Below are 14,799 nucleotides of genomic sequence, written 5' to 3' on the forward strand. Positions count from 1 at the left end.
TGACCTCTGATGGAAGACGGCGGGCGCCACGACACCAGCATCTTCTCCGGGCGCCCGTCCGACCTGATCGGCAGGCGGATCGCCGGCTACCGGATCGAGCAGGAGATCGGCCGTGGCGGCATGGCCGTCGTCTACCGCGCCAAGGACCTGCGGCTCGACCGGACCGTCGCCCTCAAACTGCTCGCGCCGGAGCTGGCCCGCAACGACACCTTCCGCGGCCGCTTCACCCACGAGTCACGGGTGGCCGCCGCGATCGATCACCCCAACATCGTGCCGGTCTTCGAGGCGGGTGAGACGGACGGCGTCCTGTACATCGCCATGCGGTACGTCGCCGGGCGCGACCTGCGCCATCTGCTCGACCGCGAGGGCCCGTTGCCGGTCAAGGTGGCCACCCGGATCGCCGTCCAGGTCGCCTCCGCGCTCGACGCGGCGCACGACCACGGTCTGGTGCACCGGGACGTGAAACCCGGCAACATCCTGGTGGCCCAGGGGACCGACAGCGACCACCCCGAGCACGTGTACCTCACGGACTTCGGCCTGACGAAGAAGTCGCTGTCGCTCACCGGGTTCACGACCGTGGGCCAGTTCGTCGGAACGCTCGACTACGTGGCTCCCGAGCAGATCTCGGGCAAGCCGGTGGACGGCCGGTGCGACGTCTACAGCCTCGCCTGCGTCGTCTACGAGACGATGGCCGGGAAGCCGCCCTTCCAGCGCGATGACGACATGGCGCTGCTGTGGGCCCACCAGTACGACGAGCCGCCGCCGCTGACCGACAAACGGCCCGACATCGCCGCCCCGGTGGACGGCGTCCTCGCGAAGGCGCTGGCGAAGAGCCCCGACGACCGGTACGACTCCTGCCTCGCCTTCGTGGCAGCGCTGCGGGTCGCCGCGACCGGCGCCACGGATACCGGCCACGCGCCGACCCAGGTGGACGGGCGGGTTGTCGAGGCCCCCGAGTACGGTCCCCCACTGGATCCGCCGGGCTGGGCCAGACCGGTGTTTCCAGCCTAGGACCAGTCCGGCCGACGACTTCATCTCCACTGGGGCAAGCCCCCCTGAGCACACGCCAGTTGGCAGGATGTGACCGCCGGAGAAGATCGGCGAAGCTCATCTGCATGAAGAAGATCCAGCGAAACGCCGCCCTGCTCGCCGCCTCCGCCTTCGTGCTCGGCCTCACCGCACCACTCACCGCGACGGCTTCGACGGCCGGTGCGCCGAGACCCCTCGACTGGGCGAAGTGCGAGGGAAGCGGGCTCGATCCGCGGCAGCAGTGCGCGACCGTCGAGGTGCCGATGGACTACGCCAACCCCGGTGGCCAAAAGATCAGCATCGCCATCTCCCGGATTCCCAGCGAGAACCCGCAGGCGCGTCGCGGCGCTCTGGTGCTGATCCCTGGCGGACCCGGCGGCTCCAGCCTCAACAACCCTTCGGGCAAGGGGCAGAAGCTGCCGCAGGAGGTGCGGGACGCCTACGATCTGATCGGGTTCGATCCCCGCGGATTCGGCCGCTCCACCCCCGTCACCTGCGGTCTCGACCACAGCGACCTCGCCCTCTCGAAACTGCGTCCCTGGCCCGCCCCCGACGGGTCCATCACGGAGAACATGGTCACCGCACAGCGGATGTCGGACGCCTGCGAGCGCAACGGCGGCGAGCTGATCCAGCACATCAGCACCGCCAACGAAGCCCGCGACATCGACCGCGTCCGCGCGGCCCTCGGCGAGCGGAAGCTGTCCGCGTGGGGTGTCTCGTACGGGACGTATGTCGGCGCCGTCTACAGCCAGTTGTTCCCGCAGCGCACCGACCGCTTCGTGCTGGACAGCAACGACGACCCCGACCACACCCGGGTCGCCCGTGCCTGGCTCGCCGGTCACGAGGCGGGCGTGGAGGACACCTTCCCCGAGTTCGCCAAGTGGGCCTCGGAGCCCGGCAACCCGGACCGGCTGGCCCAGACGGCGGACGAGGTCCGGCCGCTCTTCCTGGATCTCGCCGCGAAGCTGGACCGCGAACCGATCCCCTGGCCCGGCGCCAACCCGGAGGAGCTGAACGGCAATGTGCTCCGCCAGACCATGCTGGACAGCCTCTACGCGCCCAGCGGCTTCCCCGGCCTCGCCAAGCTGATCCTTGCCGCGCAGCAGGGCACCGTGCCGCCGGCTCCCGCCGCGCCGCCCGAGGCGGTGCTGCAGAACGTCGCCGCTGTCGGCGCCGGGACCCTCTGCAACGACATCGCATGGCCCAAGTCGGCCGCCGCGTACGAGGAGGGAGTCGCCTGGAGCCGGGCCAAGTACCCGCTGACCGCCGGAATGACCAGGAACGCGATGGTCTGCGCCGCCTGGCCGTTCACGCCGAAGGAGCCCCCGGTACGGATCACCGACCGCGGCCCCTCCAACATTCTGCTCGTCCAGAACGAGCGCGATGTGGCAACCCCGCTCAGCGGCGCCCTGAAACTCCGCGACGCCCTGGGCAAGCGCGCCATCATGGTCACCGTGAACTCCACAGGCCACGACGCCTACCTCGCCAACGGCAACGAGTGCGGCGACCGGACCGTCTCCCACTTCCTGGCGACGGGGGAGCACCCCGACCGGGACACCTACTGCGGCTAGGACCTGTCCTGGGCACGGACCCCGGGTTCCTCGGCGCTGATCCTGCCCCGCCGGTGGACGCCCTTCGCCAGCAGACCGCCGAGGAACCCGGTGACCAGCCCCCAGAGCACCGCGAACCCGAGCGCGGTCCACAGCTTGGGATGCAGGAAGAGTTCGCCGCTCAGACCGCCGCCGATGTCGCCGATGCCGAGGATCGACAGACCGTAGTGCGCGGAGATCCGGCCGACGAGACAGATCATGAGCACGGTCAGTACGAGTGCGACCGCCATGTGCACGGCGTGCTGCCACAGCCGCATCCGGGCCGGTGAGCGGACGGCCATCAGGAACGCGGCCGCGAGGAGCAGTACCGCGTCGACGACCAGCAGCCACCACACCTTGCCGTCGAGGTCGGCGAGGGTGCGCAGATTGAGCGTGGAGATGTCCGGGGTGCGCAGCACCTCGTCGAGCAGATGCGGCATCGGTAGCCCGAACGGCCCGTCCACCCGCCCGGTCCATGTGGCGCCGAGCCCGAGAGTGAAGGCGAGCCAGACGAGGTTCGGGAGACCGAGCAGGATCACGGCGAACGTCTCGGCGGTGTGCCCGCGCGTCGCCGCGACCACCAGGGCGATGACGACGCCGAGGACGACGTACGCGAGGAGCAGCGCGACCATGGCGTACGCGGCCGGACGCACCGACTCCTGGAAGCGCAGCAGCCGAGGCGGGAGAGGAGCCCCGCGCGAGACCATCAGGGCGAGGGCGAGGACGCCGACGAGCCACAGCACACCGAAGACCAGCGTCGGCGGCACATCGGTGGTGAAGCCGACCTTGGGTGTGGCACCGAACAGGTCGCCGATGTCGCCGATCGTTCCGTCCCCGAGGGAGATGCTGAACTTCTGCCGGGCGAAGAACGCGATGGCGACGAGGGCCAGCAGCCACAGGACGGCGATACGGGCGGCCCACCCGGCCAGTTCGATGGCCCCGGCGACGGCCCGGTGCCGCAGCGGACGCAGGAAGCAGGCGGCGAGCACCAGCGCTCCGGCGAGGGTGACCGACAGGGGAATCACCGTCAGGCCCGCCTTGGTGTCGGCGGTCGCTCCGGCATCGCCCGAGAGCTCGATGGTGCCGCCGACGGCCGTGACGACGGTGGCCGCGACCACCCGGGGGAACGCGTTGTCGGGCAGGTCCGCCGCACCGGCCGCCCACAGCCCGAGTGCGGCGACCACCCCCATGACGATCAGCCCGGCCAGCACCGCCAGGAGGGCTTGGAGCCAGCCGTGGCGGGCGGCCAGTTGGCCACCGGTGCGGACAACTGCCTGGTCGGACGGTGTCTGGGGGCTCACGCTGCCACGCTAAGCAGCGCTGACGCGGACCGCCCGCCGGGAGGGGCCGACCGCGTCGGCTTGCGGACGGTACGGGACCGGAGCACACAATGGGCTCGTTGTGTAAGAAAACGATGCCGAACGTAAGAAATCTGCGCAAAACGCTTGAAGCATCACAAAGCTTTTGTAGTGCCGGGGGATCCCTACACCGGGAAGAAGAGCTCGTGAGCGTCGAACCGCCGTCCTCAGGCCGCCCCACCGGACCGCCTTCGGGCCCGCTGTCGGGCCCGTCCCAGCCGGGTCCGTCCGAGCCGAGTCCGACCCAGCCCAGTGGCCGTGTGCCCTCGAGGCCGCCGAGCGGCGCGGGCGGGAGCGGAGCGGGTGGACCTTCCGGGCCGGGCGGACCGGGCGGACCCGGCGGCCCGAATGAGCCGGGCAAGGGCCCGGACCGTCCCTGGTGGAAATCGGCGCCCCGCGTCGCACTGATCACCGGTGTTCTGGTGGCCGCCGTGGTCCTCGGCCTGGTCTTCACCCGAGACAACGGCGACAGCGACACGTCCGCGAGCGGCGGCGAGGTCTTCCTCCAGGCTGCGAGCAAGTCGGGACCCGATCCGTTCACGGAGTCGACGGCCAACGACAGCTCCTCCGCGCGCGAGACGCCCTCGTCGTCCACCGCGTCGGAATCCGCCAACGTGACCCGAGGCGTGGACGGTTCGGCGCCCGGTCTCTACGGTGGCACCCGCAACGTCTCCAGCTGCGACGTGGAGAAGCAGATCAAGTTTCTCCAGGCGGACCTGGCGAAGAACAACGCGTTCGCCGCGGTGGCGGGCCTGCGGACCTCGCAGGTCCCCGGCTATCTGCGTGCGCTCACCCCGGTGCAACTGGGCTATGACACCCGGGTCACCAACCACGGCTTCCGTGACGGCGCCGCCACCAGCTACCAGGCGGTTCTCCAGTCGGGCACCGCCGTTCTCGTCGACGATCACGGCGTACCCCGGGTGCGCTGCGCCTGCGGCAACCCGCTGGGGGAGCCCGTCGCGCAGAAGACCACGCCCAAGCAGACCGGCGACTCGTGGCCGCCCTACCGGACGCAGAACGTCGTGGTCGTCGCGCCCTCGACCACGGTCATCAACGTGTTCGTCATCTTCGACCCCGACAACGACGAGTGGATCGCCCGGCACAAGGGCGACAGCGGCCACCACGACGAGAAGACGGAACCGCCGGCGCACCTGCCCTTCCCGTCGGCGAGCGTCTCGTCCTCGCCGCCGAACTCCCAGTCGCCGTGTGCCTCTTCGCCCCCCGGTACGACGCCGAGCGGCTCTCCGAGCCCGAGCCTGTGCGCGTCGACCTCCCCGGCGCCGTCCTCCTCCTCGCCCTCCTCGTCCTCGTCCGCGCCCTCGGAGTCGGGGTCGGACTCGCAGTCCCCGCCCTCCGAGCCTCCGACGACGGCATCGGACTCGTCCTCGTCACCCGATCTGGCGTCCTCCGCCACGACGACAGAGACGGCGACGGCGACGACTGGATCGATGACGGAGGCGTCCTCGGCATCCAGTGCCCCGGAGTCCTCCGCGACCTCCCCGGGGCTCTGACGGCAAAGTCGTCCGAGCCGCAAGGGAGTTGGCGTCCCCCGGTGACCCTCGCGTGCCGGAAATATGTGGCGGATTTCCGGCACGCACCTGATGCTCTTGGGCATGACCGACATCGCGGAGCCAGAGCCCGGCAACGCCCAGCCCGAGCGGAGCTTCGGATGGTGGGACATGTTCGTGCATCCGGACGACGATCCGCGGTCCGACGGGGGATTCGTGGGGGAGCGGGACACGCTCGTCGGCTATCTCCGGGACCAGCGGCTCACCCTGGAGATGAAGTGCGCCGGGCTCGACGCGGAGGCGATGGCCCGGCGTTCGGTGGAGCCGTCGAACCTGTCCCTGCTCGGGCTCGTGCGGCACCTGGCCGGGGTCGAACAGCTCTGGTTCCGGCGAGTGATGGCCGGACAGGAGGCACCCCGGCACTACCGCACCGATGACGATCCCAACGGGGACTTCAACGGCGCGGTGGGTGACCCCGAGGTCGTCGCGGAGGCCTGGGGCACCTGGCGCTCCGAGGTCGCCTTCGCGGAACGCTTCGTGGCCGGCGCCCCCAATCTCGACATCAGCGGAATGAACGGCGATGAACCCATCGAGCTCCGCTCGGTCCTGGTGCACATGATCGAGGAGTACGCCCAGCACAACGGCCATGCAGACTTCCTGCGCGAGCGGATCGACGGGAGGGTGGGCCAGTAGCCGTCCCAGCGTGGTGGGGGGTCACACCTCGTTGTTCCACATGCGGAACATGGCGCACTTCCCGTGGCTGTCGAAGGTCACGGTCCACAGGTTGGCGAATGTGCCGAGTTCCTTGTAGCGGCCGGTTCCCTCGACGGCCGCCGTGTCCCCGTTGACGGTGAGGACCGACCACTCGAACTCCCAGCTGCCTTCCTGCCACGCCGCCCGGCCGAGCCAGCCCTCGACGATCTCGTCCCGGCCGATCCAGTCCGTCGCGTAGGGCCACTCGTGGTACTCCGCGTGCGCCGAGAAGAGCGCCGCGATGTCCTTGGGGCTGCCGCTCCTCCAGGCCCGCACATACCCCTCGACCCAGGCCTCGACCCGCTGCTTCGTCACCATCGCACTCACCCCTGTGTCGTCGGCCTGATGACGAGTTCGTTGACGTCGACATCGAGGGGCTGACTGATGGCGTACTGGATCGCCTCACCGATCGCCGAGGCGGGGATAGCGATCCCCATCTGATCCTGGACGGCCTCGCGTACGCCGGGGTCGCTGATGCCCTCGGTCAGCTCGCTGCGGGTCAGGCCGGGGCTGATGACGGTGACGCGCAGGTCGCGGCTCTCCTGGCGCAGGCCTTCGGACAGGGCGCGGACCGCGAACTTGGTGGCGCTGTAGACGGCCGCGGTGGGGTCGACGCGGTGCCCCGAGACGGAGGCGATGTTCACCACGTGTCCCTCGCCCTGCGCGCGCATCACGGGGAGCACGGCCGCGATGCCGTGCAGCACACCCCGGATGTTGACGTCGATCATGCGGTTCCACTCGTCGACCTTCAGGGCGTCCAGCGGTGACAGCGGCATCACGCCCGCGTTGTTGACCAGGACGTCCACGCGCCCGTACCGGCCCTGCGCGGCTCCGACGAAGGCGCGCACGCTCTCCAGGCTGGTCACGTCCAGCTCGTGGTGGAGTGCGCTGCCCCCGTCGGCCCTGATGTCCTTGGCGAGAGCGGCGACGCGGTCCGTGCGGCGGGCACCGAGCACCACTCGGTGGCCCGCCGCGGCCAGCCGTCTGGCCGTGGCCTCGCCGATCCCGCTGCTTGCCCCGGTGATCAGAACGACTTTGCCCAGGGAGGCGTCGGTGGTGGATGGGACGGTCATGAGAACCCCTTCGGACATGTCCGCGACCTGCGGATCTGTTTCTGGTCAGGGTCCGAGCATGTGCCGGATCCCGCCGCGGGGGCAGGACGTGTCTTCCTGGGTGGGCCACACCTAGGAAGCCGTGACGCGGGGCATGCCGACGTACGATTTCTGCATGAGCGGAAACGAGCTGGGTGAGTTTCTGCGGGTACGTCGCTCCCGCCTGAACCCCGCCGACGTGGGCTTCCCGGGCTCCGGGTCACGCCGGGTCGCGGGGCTGCGGCGTGAGGAGGTCGCCGTCCTGGCAGGCGTCAGCGCCGACTACTACGCGCGCCTGGAGCAGGGCCGGGAACGCCACCCCTCCGGGCAGGTCATCGACGCGATCGCGGGGGCGCTGCGCCTGGACACTGACGCCCGCTGGCACGCGTACCGGCTGGCCGGACTCGTGCCGAAGACGTCTCCCGTCGGCCGCCGCCAGGAGCGGGTGGCTCCCGCCCTGCTGCGGCTGATGGACGGCTTTCCTTCCGCCGTCGCCTACATCACCAATCGCCGCCTCGACATCCTCGCCTCGAACGCTCCCGCCCAGGCGCTGCTCTCCCCCCTCGCGAACCCCCGTGACATGGTCCACTCGCTCTTCCACGACCCCGCCGCCCGGCAGCTGTTCGCCGACTGGCAGGCCGTCGCACGCGACACGGTGGCAGCGCTGCGACTGGCGTACGGAAACCAGCGGAGCGACCCCGAGACCGGCGCGCTGGTCGACGAACTCCTCGACAGCAGCGAGGAGTTCGCGGCGCTGTGGCGCGAGCACGGCGTCGGGCGGCTGGGCAGTAAGACCAAGGTGTTCAACCACCCGGACGTGGGCCGGTTCACGCTCATCTACCAGTCCTTCGACGTACAGGACGCCCCAGGGCAGTGCCTGCTCGTCGGCAGCGCCGAGCCGGGCACGGCGGACGCCGACTGCCTCGCCCTGCTCGGCGCCCTGCACGCCGACGCGCCGCGACCGTAGGGCGGTTGAGCCCGGACCTCGCCTCGGGACGCCGTACGGTCCGATCGATTCCCCCGAGAGCGGAACGCCGGTCCCTTCCCGTGCGGCTCAGCGCTTCTAGGGTCTGTCCGGCGGATCAGGTCGGAGGACAGCTGCGGTGCCTCATTGACGCAGGTGAGCGGGGCTTGGTGCGTCTAGGTGCAAGGCGGAGGAGGGCGTCGACGCGATGGGGGTCCCCCGCTCGAGCGAAGCCGAGAGCGGGGGAGTCGGTAACCGACGACAACGCCGCAGATGGCGTGCCAAGCCCCGCGTCTCCGGCATGATCCGCCGGACAGACCCTAGGCTGAAGGGGTGAGCAACCAAGCGCCGAACGAAGCCCGCGTCATCCCTCTGCGCCCGGCGGCAGCGCCGACTCCGGCACCAACTCCGGCACGCGGGCCGCAGTTGCGGCCCCGTCCGGGTCTCGCGCCCCGCCAGGCGCCACCGGCCCCCGCTCCCGCGACCAAGGAGCCGCTGTGGCGTGACCTGGTGGGTGACGTCCTGCGGCGCGAGCGGCTCGCCCAGGAGCGCACGCTCAAGGACGTGGCCGACACGGCCCGGATCTCCATGCCGTACCTCTCGGAGCTGGAACGCGGCCGAAAGGAGGCTTCGTCCGAAGTCCTCGCGGCCGCCGCTCGCGCCCTGGGCCTCGGTCTGGGCGACCTGCTTTCGCTGGCCCAGGACGAGCTCACCCGACTCGCTCAGGTCAGGCCCGGCCGGCACCGCTCCACCACGACCTCGCGGTACGACGGCATGTGCCTCGCCGCCTGACCGGTCAGGCCGGCCTGCCCGGCCTGCCCGGCCTGTCAGATCACCGGGAGCCGACGGCTCACCACCTCGTCGGCGATCCCGTACGCCACGGCCTCCTGCGCGGTGAAGACCTTGTCGCGGTCCATGTCCGCGCGGAGGGTGGCGACATCGTGGTGAGTGTGCCGCGAGAGGACCTCCTCGACCTGCGAGCGGATGCGGAGCATCTCCTTGGCCTGGAGGGCGAGGTCGGAGACCGTCCCCTGCCGACCGCCGCTCGCGGGCTGACCCAGCAGCACGCGCGCGTGCTCCAGCACGAACCGCCGCCCGGGATCGCCCCCGGCCAACAGCACCGCCGCGGTCGAGGCTGCCTGCCCTACACAGAACGTCGAGATCGGCGCCTGCACGTACGTCATCGTGTCGTAGATCGCCATGAGTGAAGTGAACGATCCCCCGGGCGAGTTGATGTAGATCGCGATCTCGCTCTCCGGGCTCGACGACTCCAGATGGAGGAGTTGCGCGATGACGACGTTCGCGACCCCGTCGTCGATCTCGGTGCCGAGGAAGATGATCCGCTCGGACAGCAGCTTGCTGAAGACGTCGTACGAGCGCTCACCCTGCGGAGTCCGCTCGACCACGTTCGGAATCGTGTAACTACCCATGTCAGAGCCCCATCCGTCGCCGTGACGCGGCCGGGCGGACGTCGTCGAGCGACTCCACGACCCGGTCGACCATTCCGTAGTCCTTCGCCTGCTCGGCCGTGAACCAGCGGTCGCGGTCGCCGTCGCGGGAGATCGTCTCCTCGCTCTGGCCGGTGTGCTCCGCGGTGATCCGCTCGATGGCCTTCTTCGTGAACTCCAGGTTCTGCGCCTGGATTTCGATGTCCGCGGTGGTTCCGCCGATACCCGCCGAGGGCTGGTGCATCATGATCCGCGCGTTCGGGAGCGCGAAGCGTTTGCCGTGCGCGCCGACGCTGAGCAGGAACTGCCCCATGCTCGCCGCGAATCCCATGGCGAGCGTCGAGACGTCGTTCGGGATCAGCGTCATCGTGTCGTAGATCGCCAGGCCCGCGGTCACCGATCCGCCCGGGCTGTTGATGTACAGGCTGATGTCGGTCCGCGAGTCCTCCGCGGACAGCAGGAGCAGCTGGGCGCAGACCCGGTTCGCGGAGACCTCGTCGACCTGCGTACCGAGCAGGACGATCCGCTGCGCGAGCAGTTGCGCGGCCAGATGGTCGTCGAAACGGGTCGCAGGTGTGTCGCCCTCGTCGGCCCGCGGTGCGCGGGCCGGGTCCCAGCCGGTGATGAGTGGAGTCATCGGTCCTCCGTGAGGTGTCGGCGCGGCGCGTCCTTCGTCGCCGCGATCTCCACTCTCGGACCGAATGCGCGCGGAATCAGCTTTCTCGGCCGGCAGCAGATTCGCTACGGGCAGAGGTGGCAGGAGGCAGCTCCGGTCCCTCCTGCCACCGCCAAGTGCCTGCCCCGGTCGAACTCCGTCCCCGAACCCGGGAATCCTGGGCACGACGGCGGATCCGGGCCCGCGCCGCCGATGAGTTTTCGGGCGAGGAACAGTCGACAGAGGTGACGACGTTCCCCGCCCGAGGAGGCACTCATGTCCGCCAGTGGATTCACCACCTGTCTGTGGTTCGACGGTCAGGCCGAGGAGGCCGTGGACCACTACATCTCGATCTTCAAGAACTCCGAGCTCGGCAGGATCAGCCGATACACGGAGGCCGGACCTGGACCCGTCGGTTCCGTGGTGACCGTCGAGTTCGTGGCCAACGGCCAAAAGTTCATTGCCCTCAACGGCGGCCCGCAGTTCACGTTCAACGAGGCCATCTCCTTCCAGATCGACTGCGACGACCAGGAGGAGGTGGACTTCTACTGGAACAAGCTCACCGAGGGCGGCGGCGAGGGTGGCCCCTGTGGCTGGCTCAAGGACAAGTACGGCGTCTCCTGGCAGGTCGTCCCGGTGAGGCTCATCGAGATGGTCATCGACCCGGACCCGGCGAAGGCGGCCCGCGCCACCGCGGCGATGCTCAAGATGGGCAAGCTGGACATCGCGACCCTGGAGAAGGCGTACGCGGGCGAGTAGCCCGCCCCTGATGAACCCGGTACAGCGGTCGGCTGCTCAGGCGAGCTGACCGCTGTGCAGAGCCGTGTACGCGCCGCCCCGGCGCAGCAGCTCCTCGTGGGTGCCGACCTCCTGGATCGCCCCGTCCCCCATCACGACGATGCGGTCCGCACCGCGGATGGTGGACAGCCGGTGCGCCACCACGAACGTGGTGCGGCCGTGCAGCAGCCGGGCCAGCGCCTGCTGGACGAGAGCCTCCGAGCGGGTGTCGAGCGCGGAGGTGGCCTCGTCCAGGATGAGCACCCGGGGATCGCGGATCAGCGCCCGCGCGATGGCGAGCCGCTGCCGTTGTCCCCCGGAAAGCCGTGCCCCGTGCTCGCCCACCACCGTGTCGAGCCCCTCCGGCAGCCGGTCCACGAACTCCAGCGCGTTGGCGTCGCGCAACGCCTCCCGCACCGCCGTGTCCCCGACGTCGTTCATGCCGTACGCGACGTTCTCCCGGACCGTGCCGTCGAAAAGGATCGACTCCTGCGGCACGACGGAGACGAAGCGCCGGTAGGTGCGCAGGTCCAGGGTGTTCATGTCGGTTCCGTCGAGCAGTAGCCGGCCCGAGGTCGGACGGATGAAGCCGATCACGAGATTGAGCACCGTCGACTTCCCGGCCCCCGAGGCGCCGACCAGGGCGATGGTCTCGCCGGGGGAGACGGACAGACTGAAGTCCCGTACGGCGGACCGGTTCTCGTCGTACGCGAGCGCCACCTTCTCGAAGGTGACGGCACCGCGCACCGAGGTCACCTCCGCCTTGCCCTCGTTGTCCTCCAGCTCGGGCGCCTGGAGGACCTCGCCGATCGACCGCACGGACTCCAGGCCCTTCGTGATCACCGGAGCCAGCGCCGCAAGCGTCGTCGTGGAGTTGGTGAGCGTCGTCAGGAACGCGCTGAGCATGACGACGTCGCCGGGTGTGACACCCCAGTACCCGTAGTACGACACCAGCGCCGCGCCGGTCAGGAAGAGCACGCCGACGACGTTCAGGAACACCCAGGCCAGAGAGGTGAACCGCCCGTTGAGGAGGTCCAGGCGCAGCCCGGAGCTGAGGACCTGCCGCAGGGTGCCGTCCATGCGGCGCAGCGCGTTGCCCTCCAGACCGTGCGCCCGCGTGACGGAGATGAGCCGGGTCATCTCGGTGACCCGCGTGGACAGATGCTCGACCTCGTGCCGGAAGTGCTCGTTGTGGGAGCGCAGCCGGGTGCGCAGTCGCGCCACGAGGAGGGCGGCGACCGGCACGACGCACAGGAAGACGGGCAGGAACTCGGGTGTGCGGATGGCGATGATGACCAGGCCGCCGGTCAGCACGGTGAGCGCGCCGAGCCCGGTCTCGGCGGTCTGCTGCACGCCTTGCTCGACGGTCTCCACGTCCCGGACGACCTTGGCCTGGAGCACGCCCGCGCTGACCCGCGAGTGGTAGCCGATGGACAGCTGCTGCATGCGCGTGCAGAGGGCCGACCGCAGACCGGTGCCCATGCGGCGCACGCTGCCGTAGAGCAGGCGCACGTACAGCAGATGCAGGGGGATGTTGACCAGCAGGATCAGCAGGATGACCCCGGCGCTCAGCCACACCCGGCCGACCGGCTGGTGCTGGACGACGGTGTCGATGATGGACGCGGTGATCAGGGGCAGCAGCCACACAGGGCTGTGCTTGACGGTGAAGACGAGGAACGCCACGGCGAGCCGTCGGCGGTCGGCGCGGAACAGGTAGACGAGGGTGCGTATCGGGTGCTCGCCACGGTAGCGGTGGTCGAGCGGTCTGTCGGACGACGCCATAGGCGTTGGTCCTCCTCGGTGGCCGAGTCGTGGGCGAGTTGTGGCCGCGCTGTGGCCGAGGTGCGGGCGAGCGCTTCCTGCCCACGTCGCGTCGGCGTACACGCGAGCAGCCGGCCGTGCTCGCACATGGGTGCGTAACGAGTGCGTTTCCGAGGTTAATTTCCGCGTTCCGGGGGTTGGCGCGAAACCGTCCCCTGGTTATCGTTCACGCACTTCACTTAATCGTTCCGTTGAACGAATAGCGGGAAGGGCGGTCGGTCCATGTCCGACATCCACCACCCGGGACGGCGGTCGGTCCTCGCCGCGGGTGCCGCGAGCGCCGCGGCCCTCGGTGCGTCCTGGCTGCTCACCGGCTGTACGGGGGCCGCCGCAGCGCCTGTTCTGCCCGCCGCCGCGCAGATGGGCGCCCCCGACCGCGGCGGCACCCTCCGTATCGCCAGGCCACCCGCCTCCGACGCCGAGACCCTCGATCCGGCCAGTGCGCTGTCGGCGTACGAATACCTGGGCGCCCTCTACAACCGGCTCGTCCGCGTCGGCGAGAACGGCGACCTGGCCCCCGACCTCGCAGAGTCCTGGGAGCCCGACGCCAAGGCCCGCACCTGGACCTTCCGCATCCGCAAGGGCGTCACCTTCCACGACGGGCGGAAGCTGACCTCGGCCGATGCCGCGTACACCCTGCGCCACATCCTCGACAAGGCGACCGCCTCGCCCCAGGCCGCCGTGCTCGCCCCGCTCATCGACCCCGACACGCTCCGCACCCCCGACGAGCACACGCTGGTCGTCCCGCTGAAGACCCCCAACGCGGAGTTCCCGAGCCTTCTCACCCACTACAACTGCTATGTCGTCCCCGACGGAAGCGCCCGCTCGATCGGCCGCACCGGTATCGGCACAGGACCGTTCAAGCTGGAGTCGTTCGCACCGGCGGGGGCCGGTCGCGTCACCGCCTACGAGGACCACTGGCAGGGTCGCCCCGTCCTCGACGCGATCGCCTTCTACTCCGTCGCCGACATGTCAGCCCGCTCGAATGCGTTGCTGGCCGGCCAGGTCGACCTGCTCTCGCAGACGAACCTCGACTTCGCGACCGCCCGCGTGGTGGCCGCTTCCGACCGGGCCACCATCGCCCGGGTCAAGAACGCTCAGTGGTACGTCCTGCCGATGCTCACCACCGAGAAGCCCTTCACTGACGTACGCGTCCGGCAGGCGATGAAGCTCGCCTACGACCCCGAGCACGTGGTGAAGGTCGCCCTGCAGGGCGCGGGCACCGCCGGCTGGGACAACCCGGTACCGCCCAGCGACCCCTCGTACATCTCCGCACACCCGAAGCACGACCCGGAACAGGCGCGGTACCTGCTGAAGCAGGCCGGGCACGAGGGCCTGGCGATCGACCTCTACACGTCCTCGTACGACCCGGTCTTCACGCCGATGGCACTCGCCTACCAGGACTCGGCCAAGCGCGCCGGTATCCGGATCAAGGTCAAGACGGCGGCCGCGGACTCGTACTACACGCAGATCTGGATGAAGAAGCCGCTGATGGCGACCTACTGGTACACCGGCAGACCTGTCGACCAGCTCTTCACCCAGGTCTTCCGCAGCGGCTCCTCGTACAACGAGACCGCCTGGTCCGACAAGGACTTCGACGCGCTGCTCGACCGCGCGCGAAGCGAGACGGACGACACGCGGCGGCGCGAACTGTACGGCGAGGCGCAGACCTTCGTCATCGAGAAGGGCGGGGCGATGACCCCGATGTTCGCCGACCGGCTCGTCGGCATCTCGCGGAAGGTGCGCGGATACGCCGAGCACGGCTTCGAGTTCGACTACCTCGGCATCGGTCTGAAGGGGGCCTGA

The 14,799-nt window shown here is 69.9% G+C and carries 14 protein-coding genes; 8 read left to right on the forward strand and 6 right to left on the reverse strand.

The window, feature by feature from the left end:
• The first annotated feature begins 9 nt into the window (after positions 1 to 9).
• Both AB0N66_RS34380 and AB0N66_RS34385 read left to right on the forward strand, forming a co-directional pair.
• On the forward strand, positions 10 to 1,011 hold the full coding sequence (locus AB0N66_RS34380; RefSeq protein WP_365442430.1) for a serine/threonine-protein kinase: 1,002 nt from the start codon (positions 10 to 12) through the stop codon (positions 1,009 to 1,011).
• Positions 1,012 to 1,115: 104 nt separating this feature from the next.
• Positions 1,116 to 2,600 carry an alpha/beta hydrolase gene (locus AB0N66_RS34385; RefSeq protein WP_365442432.1) on the forward strand — a complete coding sequence of 495 codons (1,485 nt, stop codon included), beginning with the start codon at positions 1,116 to 1,118 and terminating at the stop codon, positions 2,598 to 2,600.
• Here the strand turns inward: AB0N66_RS34385 and AB0N66_RS34390 are convergent.
• Positions 2,597 to 3,919: a streptophobe family protein gene (locus AB0N66_RS34390; protein ID WP_365442434.1), complete on the reverse strand. Its 1,323-nt coding sequence runs from the start codon at positions 3,917 to 3,919 to the stop codon at positions 2,597 to 2,599. The genes AB0N66_RS34385 and AB0N66_RS34390 overlap by 4 nt on opposite strands.
• A 203-nt stretch (positions 3,920 to 4,122) precedes the next feature.
• On the opposite strand from AB0N66_RS34390, the gene AB0N66_RS34395 reads away from it, so the two are divergent.
• Positions 4,123 to 5,487: a DUF6777 domain-containing protein gene (locus tag AB0N66_RS34395; protein WP_365442436.1), complete on the forward strand. Its 1,365-nt coding sequence runs from the start codon at positions 4,123 to 4,125 to the stop codon at positions 5,485 to 5,487.
• A gap of 168 nt (positions 5,488 to 5,655) precedes the next feature.
• The gene (locus tag AB0N66_RS34400) at positions 5,656 to 6,177 is read left to right on the forward strand and encodes a DinB family protein (protein ID WP_365442581.1); all 522 of its coding nucleotides are present in this window, start codon (positions 5,656 to 5,658) and stop codon (positions 6,175 to 6,177) included.
• 21 nt (positions 6,178 to 6,198) lie between these two features.
• Here the strand turns inward: AB0N66_RS34400 and AB0N66_RS34405 are convergent, their stop codons facing one another.
• Together AB0N66_RS34405 and AB0N66_RS34410 are read right to left on the reverse strand one after the other, a co-directional pair.
• Positions 6,199 to 6,555, reverse strand: coding sequence for a nuclear transport factor 2 family protein (locus tag AB0N66_RS34405; RefSeq protein WP_365442438.1), 357 nt, complete (start codon positions 6,553 to 6,555; stop codon positions 6,199 to 6,201).
• 5 nt (positions 6,556 to 6,560) lie between these two features.
• Positions 6,561 to 7,310: an SDR family oxidoreductase gene (locus tag AB0N66_RS34410; protein ID WP_365442440.1), complete on the reverse strand. Its 750-nt coding sequence runs from the start codon at positions 7,308 to 7,310 to the stop codon at positions 6,561 to 6,563.
• A gap of 154 nt (positions 7,311 to 7,464) precedes the next feature.
• Between AB0N66_RS34410 and AB0N66_RS34415 the strand changes: the two genes are divergently transcribed.
• Both AB0N66_RS34415 and AB0N66_RS34420 read left to right on the forward strand, forming a co-directional pair.
• Complete coding sequence (locus tag AB0N66_RS34415; RefSeq protein WP_365442442.1) at positions 7,465 to 8,295, forward strand: helix-turn-helix transcriptional regulator; 831 nt, start codon at positions 7,465 to 7,467, stop codon at positions 8,293 to 8,295.
• A 330-nt stretch (positions 8,296 to 8,625) separates the two neighbouring features.
• Positions 8,626 to 9,084, forward strand: coding sequence for a helix-turn-helix transcriptional regulator (locus AB0N66_RS34420; RefSeq protein WP_365442444.1), 459 nt, complete (start codon positions 8,626 to 8,628; stop codon positions 9,082 to 9,084).
• A 35-nt stretch (positions 9,085 to 9,119) separates the two neighbouring features.
• On the opposite strand, the gene AB0N66_RS34425 is transcribed toward AB0N66_RS34420, so the two are convergent.
• Together AB0N66_RS34425 and AB0N66_RS34430 are read right to left on the reverse strand one after the other, a co-directional pair.
• Complete coding sequence (locus tag AB0N66_RS34425) at positions 9,120 to 9,722, reverse strand: ATP-dependent Clp protease proteolytic subunit (RefSeq protein ID WP_365442446.1); 603 nt, start codon at positions 9,720 to 9,722, stop codon at positions 9,120 to 9,122.
• 1 nt (position 9,723) lies between these two features.
• A complete protein-coding gene (locus tag AB0N66_RS34430; RefSeq protein ID WP_365442448.1) occupies positions 9,724 to 10,377 on the reverse strand; it encodes an ATP-dependent Clp protease proteolytic subunit in 654 nt (217 codons plus the stop codon).
• Between the two features lie 294 nt (positions 10,378 to 10,671).
• Between AB0N66_RS34430 and AB0N66_RS34435 the strand changes: the two genes are divergently transcribed.
• Positions 10,672 to 11,154, forward strand: coding sequence for a VOC family protein (locus tag AB0N66_RS34435; RefSeq protein WP_365442450.1), 483 nt, complete (start codon positions 10,672 to 10,674; stop codon positions 11,152 to 11,154).
• A gap of 36 nt (positions 11,155 to 11,190) precedes the next feature.
• Here AB0N66_RS34435 and AB0N66_RS34440 read toward each other — a convergent pair whose 3' ends face one another.
• The gene (locus AB0N66_RS34440; RefSeq protein ID WP_365442452.1) at positions 11,191 to 12,954 is read right to left on the reverse strand and encodes an ABC transporter ATP-binding protein; all 1,764 of its coding nucleotides are present in this window, start codon (positions 12,952 to 12,954) and stop codon (positions 11,191 to 11,193) included.
• Between the two features lie 261 nt (positions 12,955 to 13,215).
• Here AB0N66_RS34440 and AB0N66_RS34445 point away from each other — a divergent pair, with 261 nt between their 5' ends.
• A complete protein-coding gene (locus tag AB0N66_RS34445; protein WP_365442454.1) occupies positions 13,216 to 14,799 on the forward strand; it encodes an ABC transporter substrate-binding protein in 1,584 nt (527 codons plus the stop codon).

The organism is Streptomyces sp. NPDC093544 (assembly GCF_040683495.1).
GTDB lineage: Bacteria > Actinomycetota > Actinomycetes > Streptomycetales > Streptomycetaceae > Streptomyces.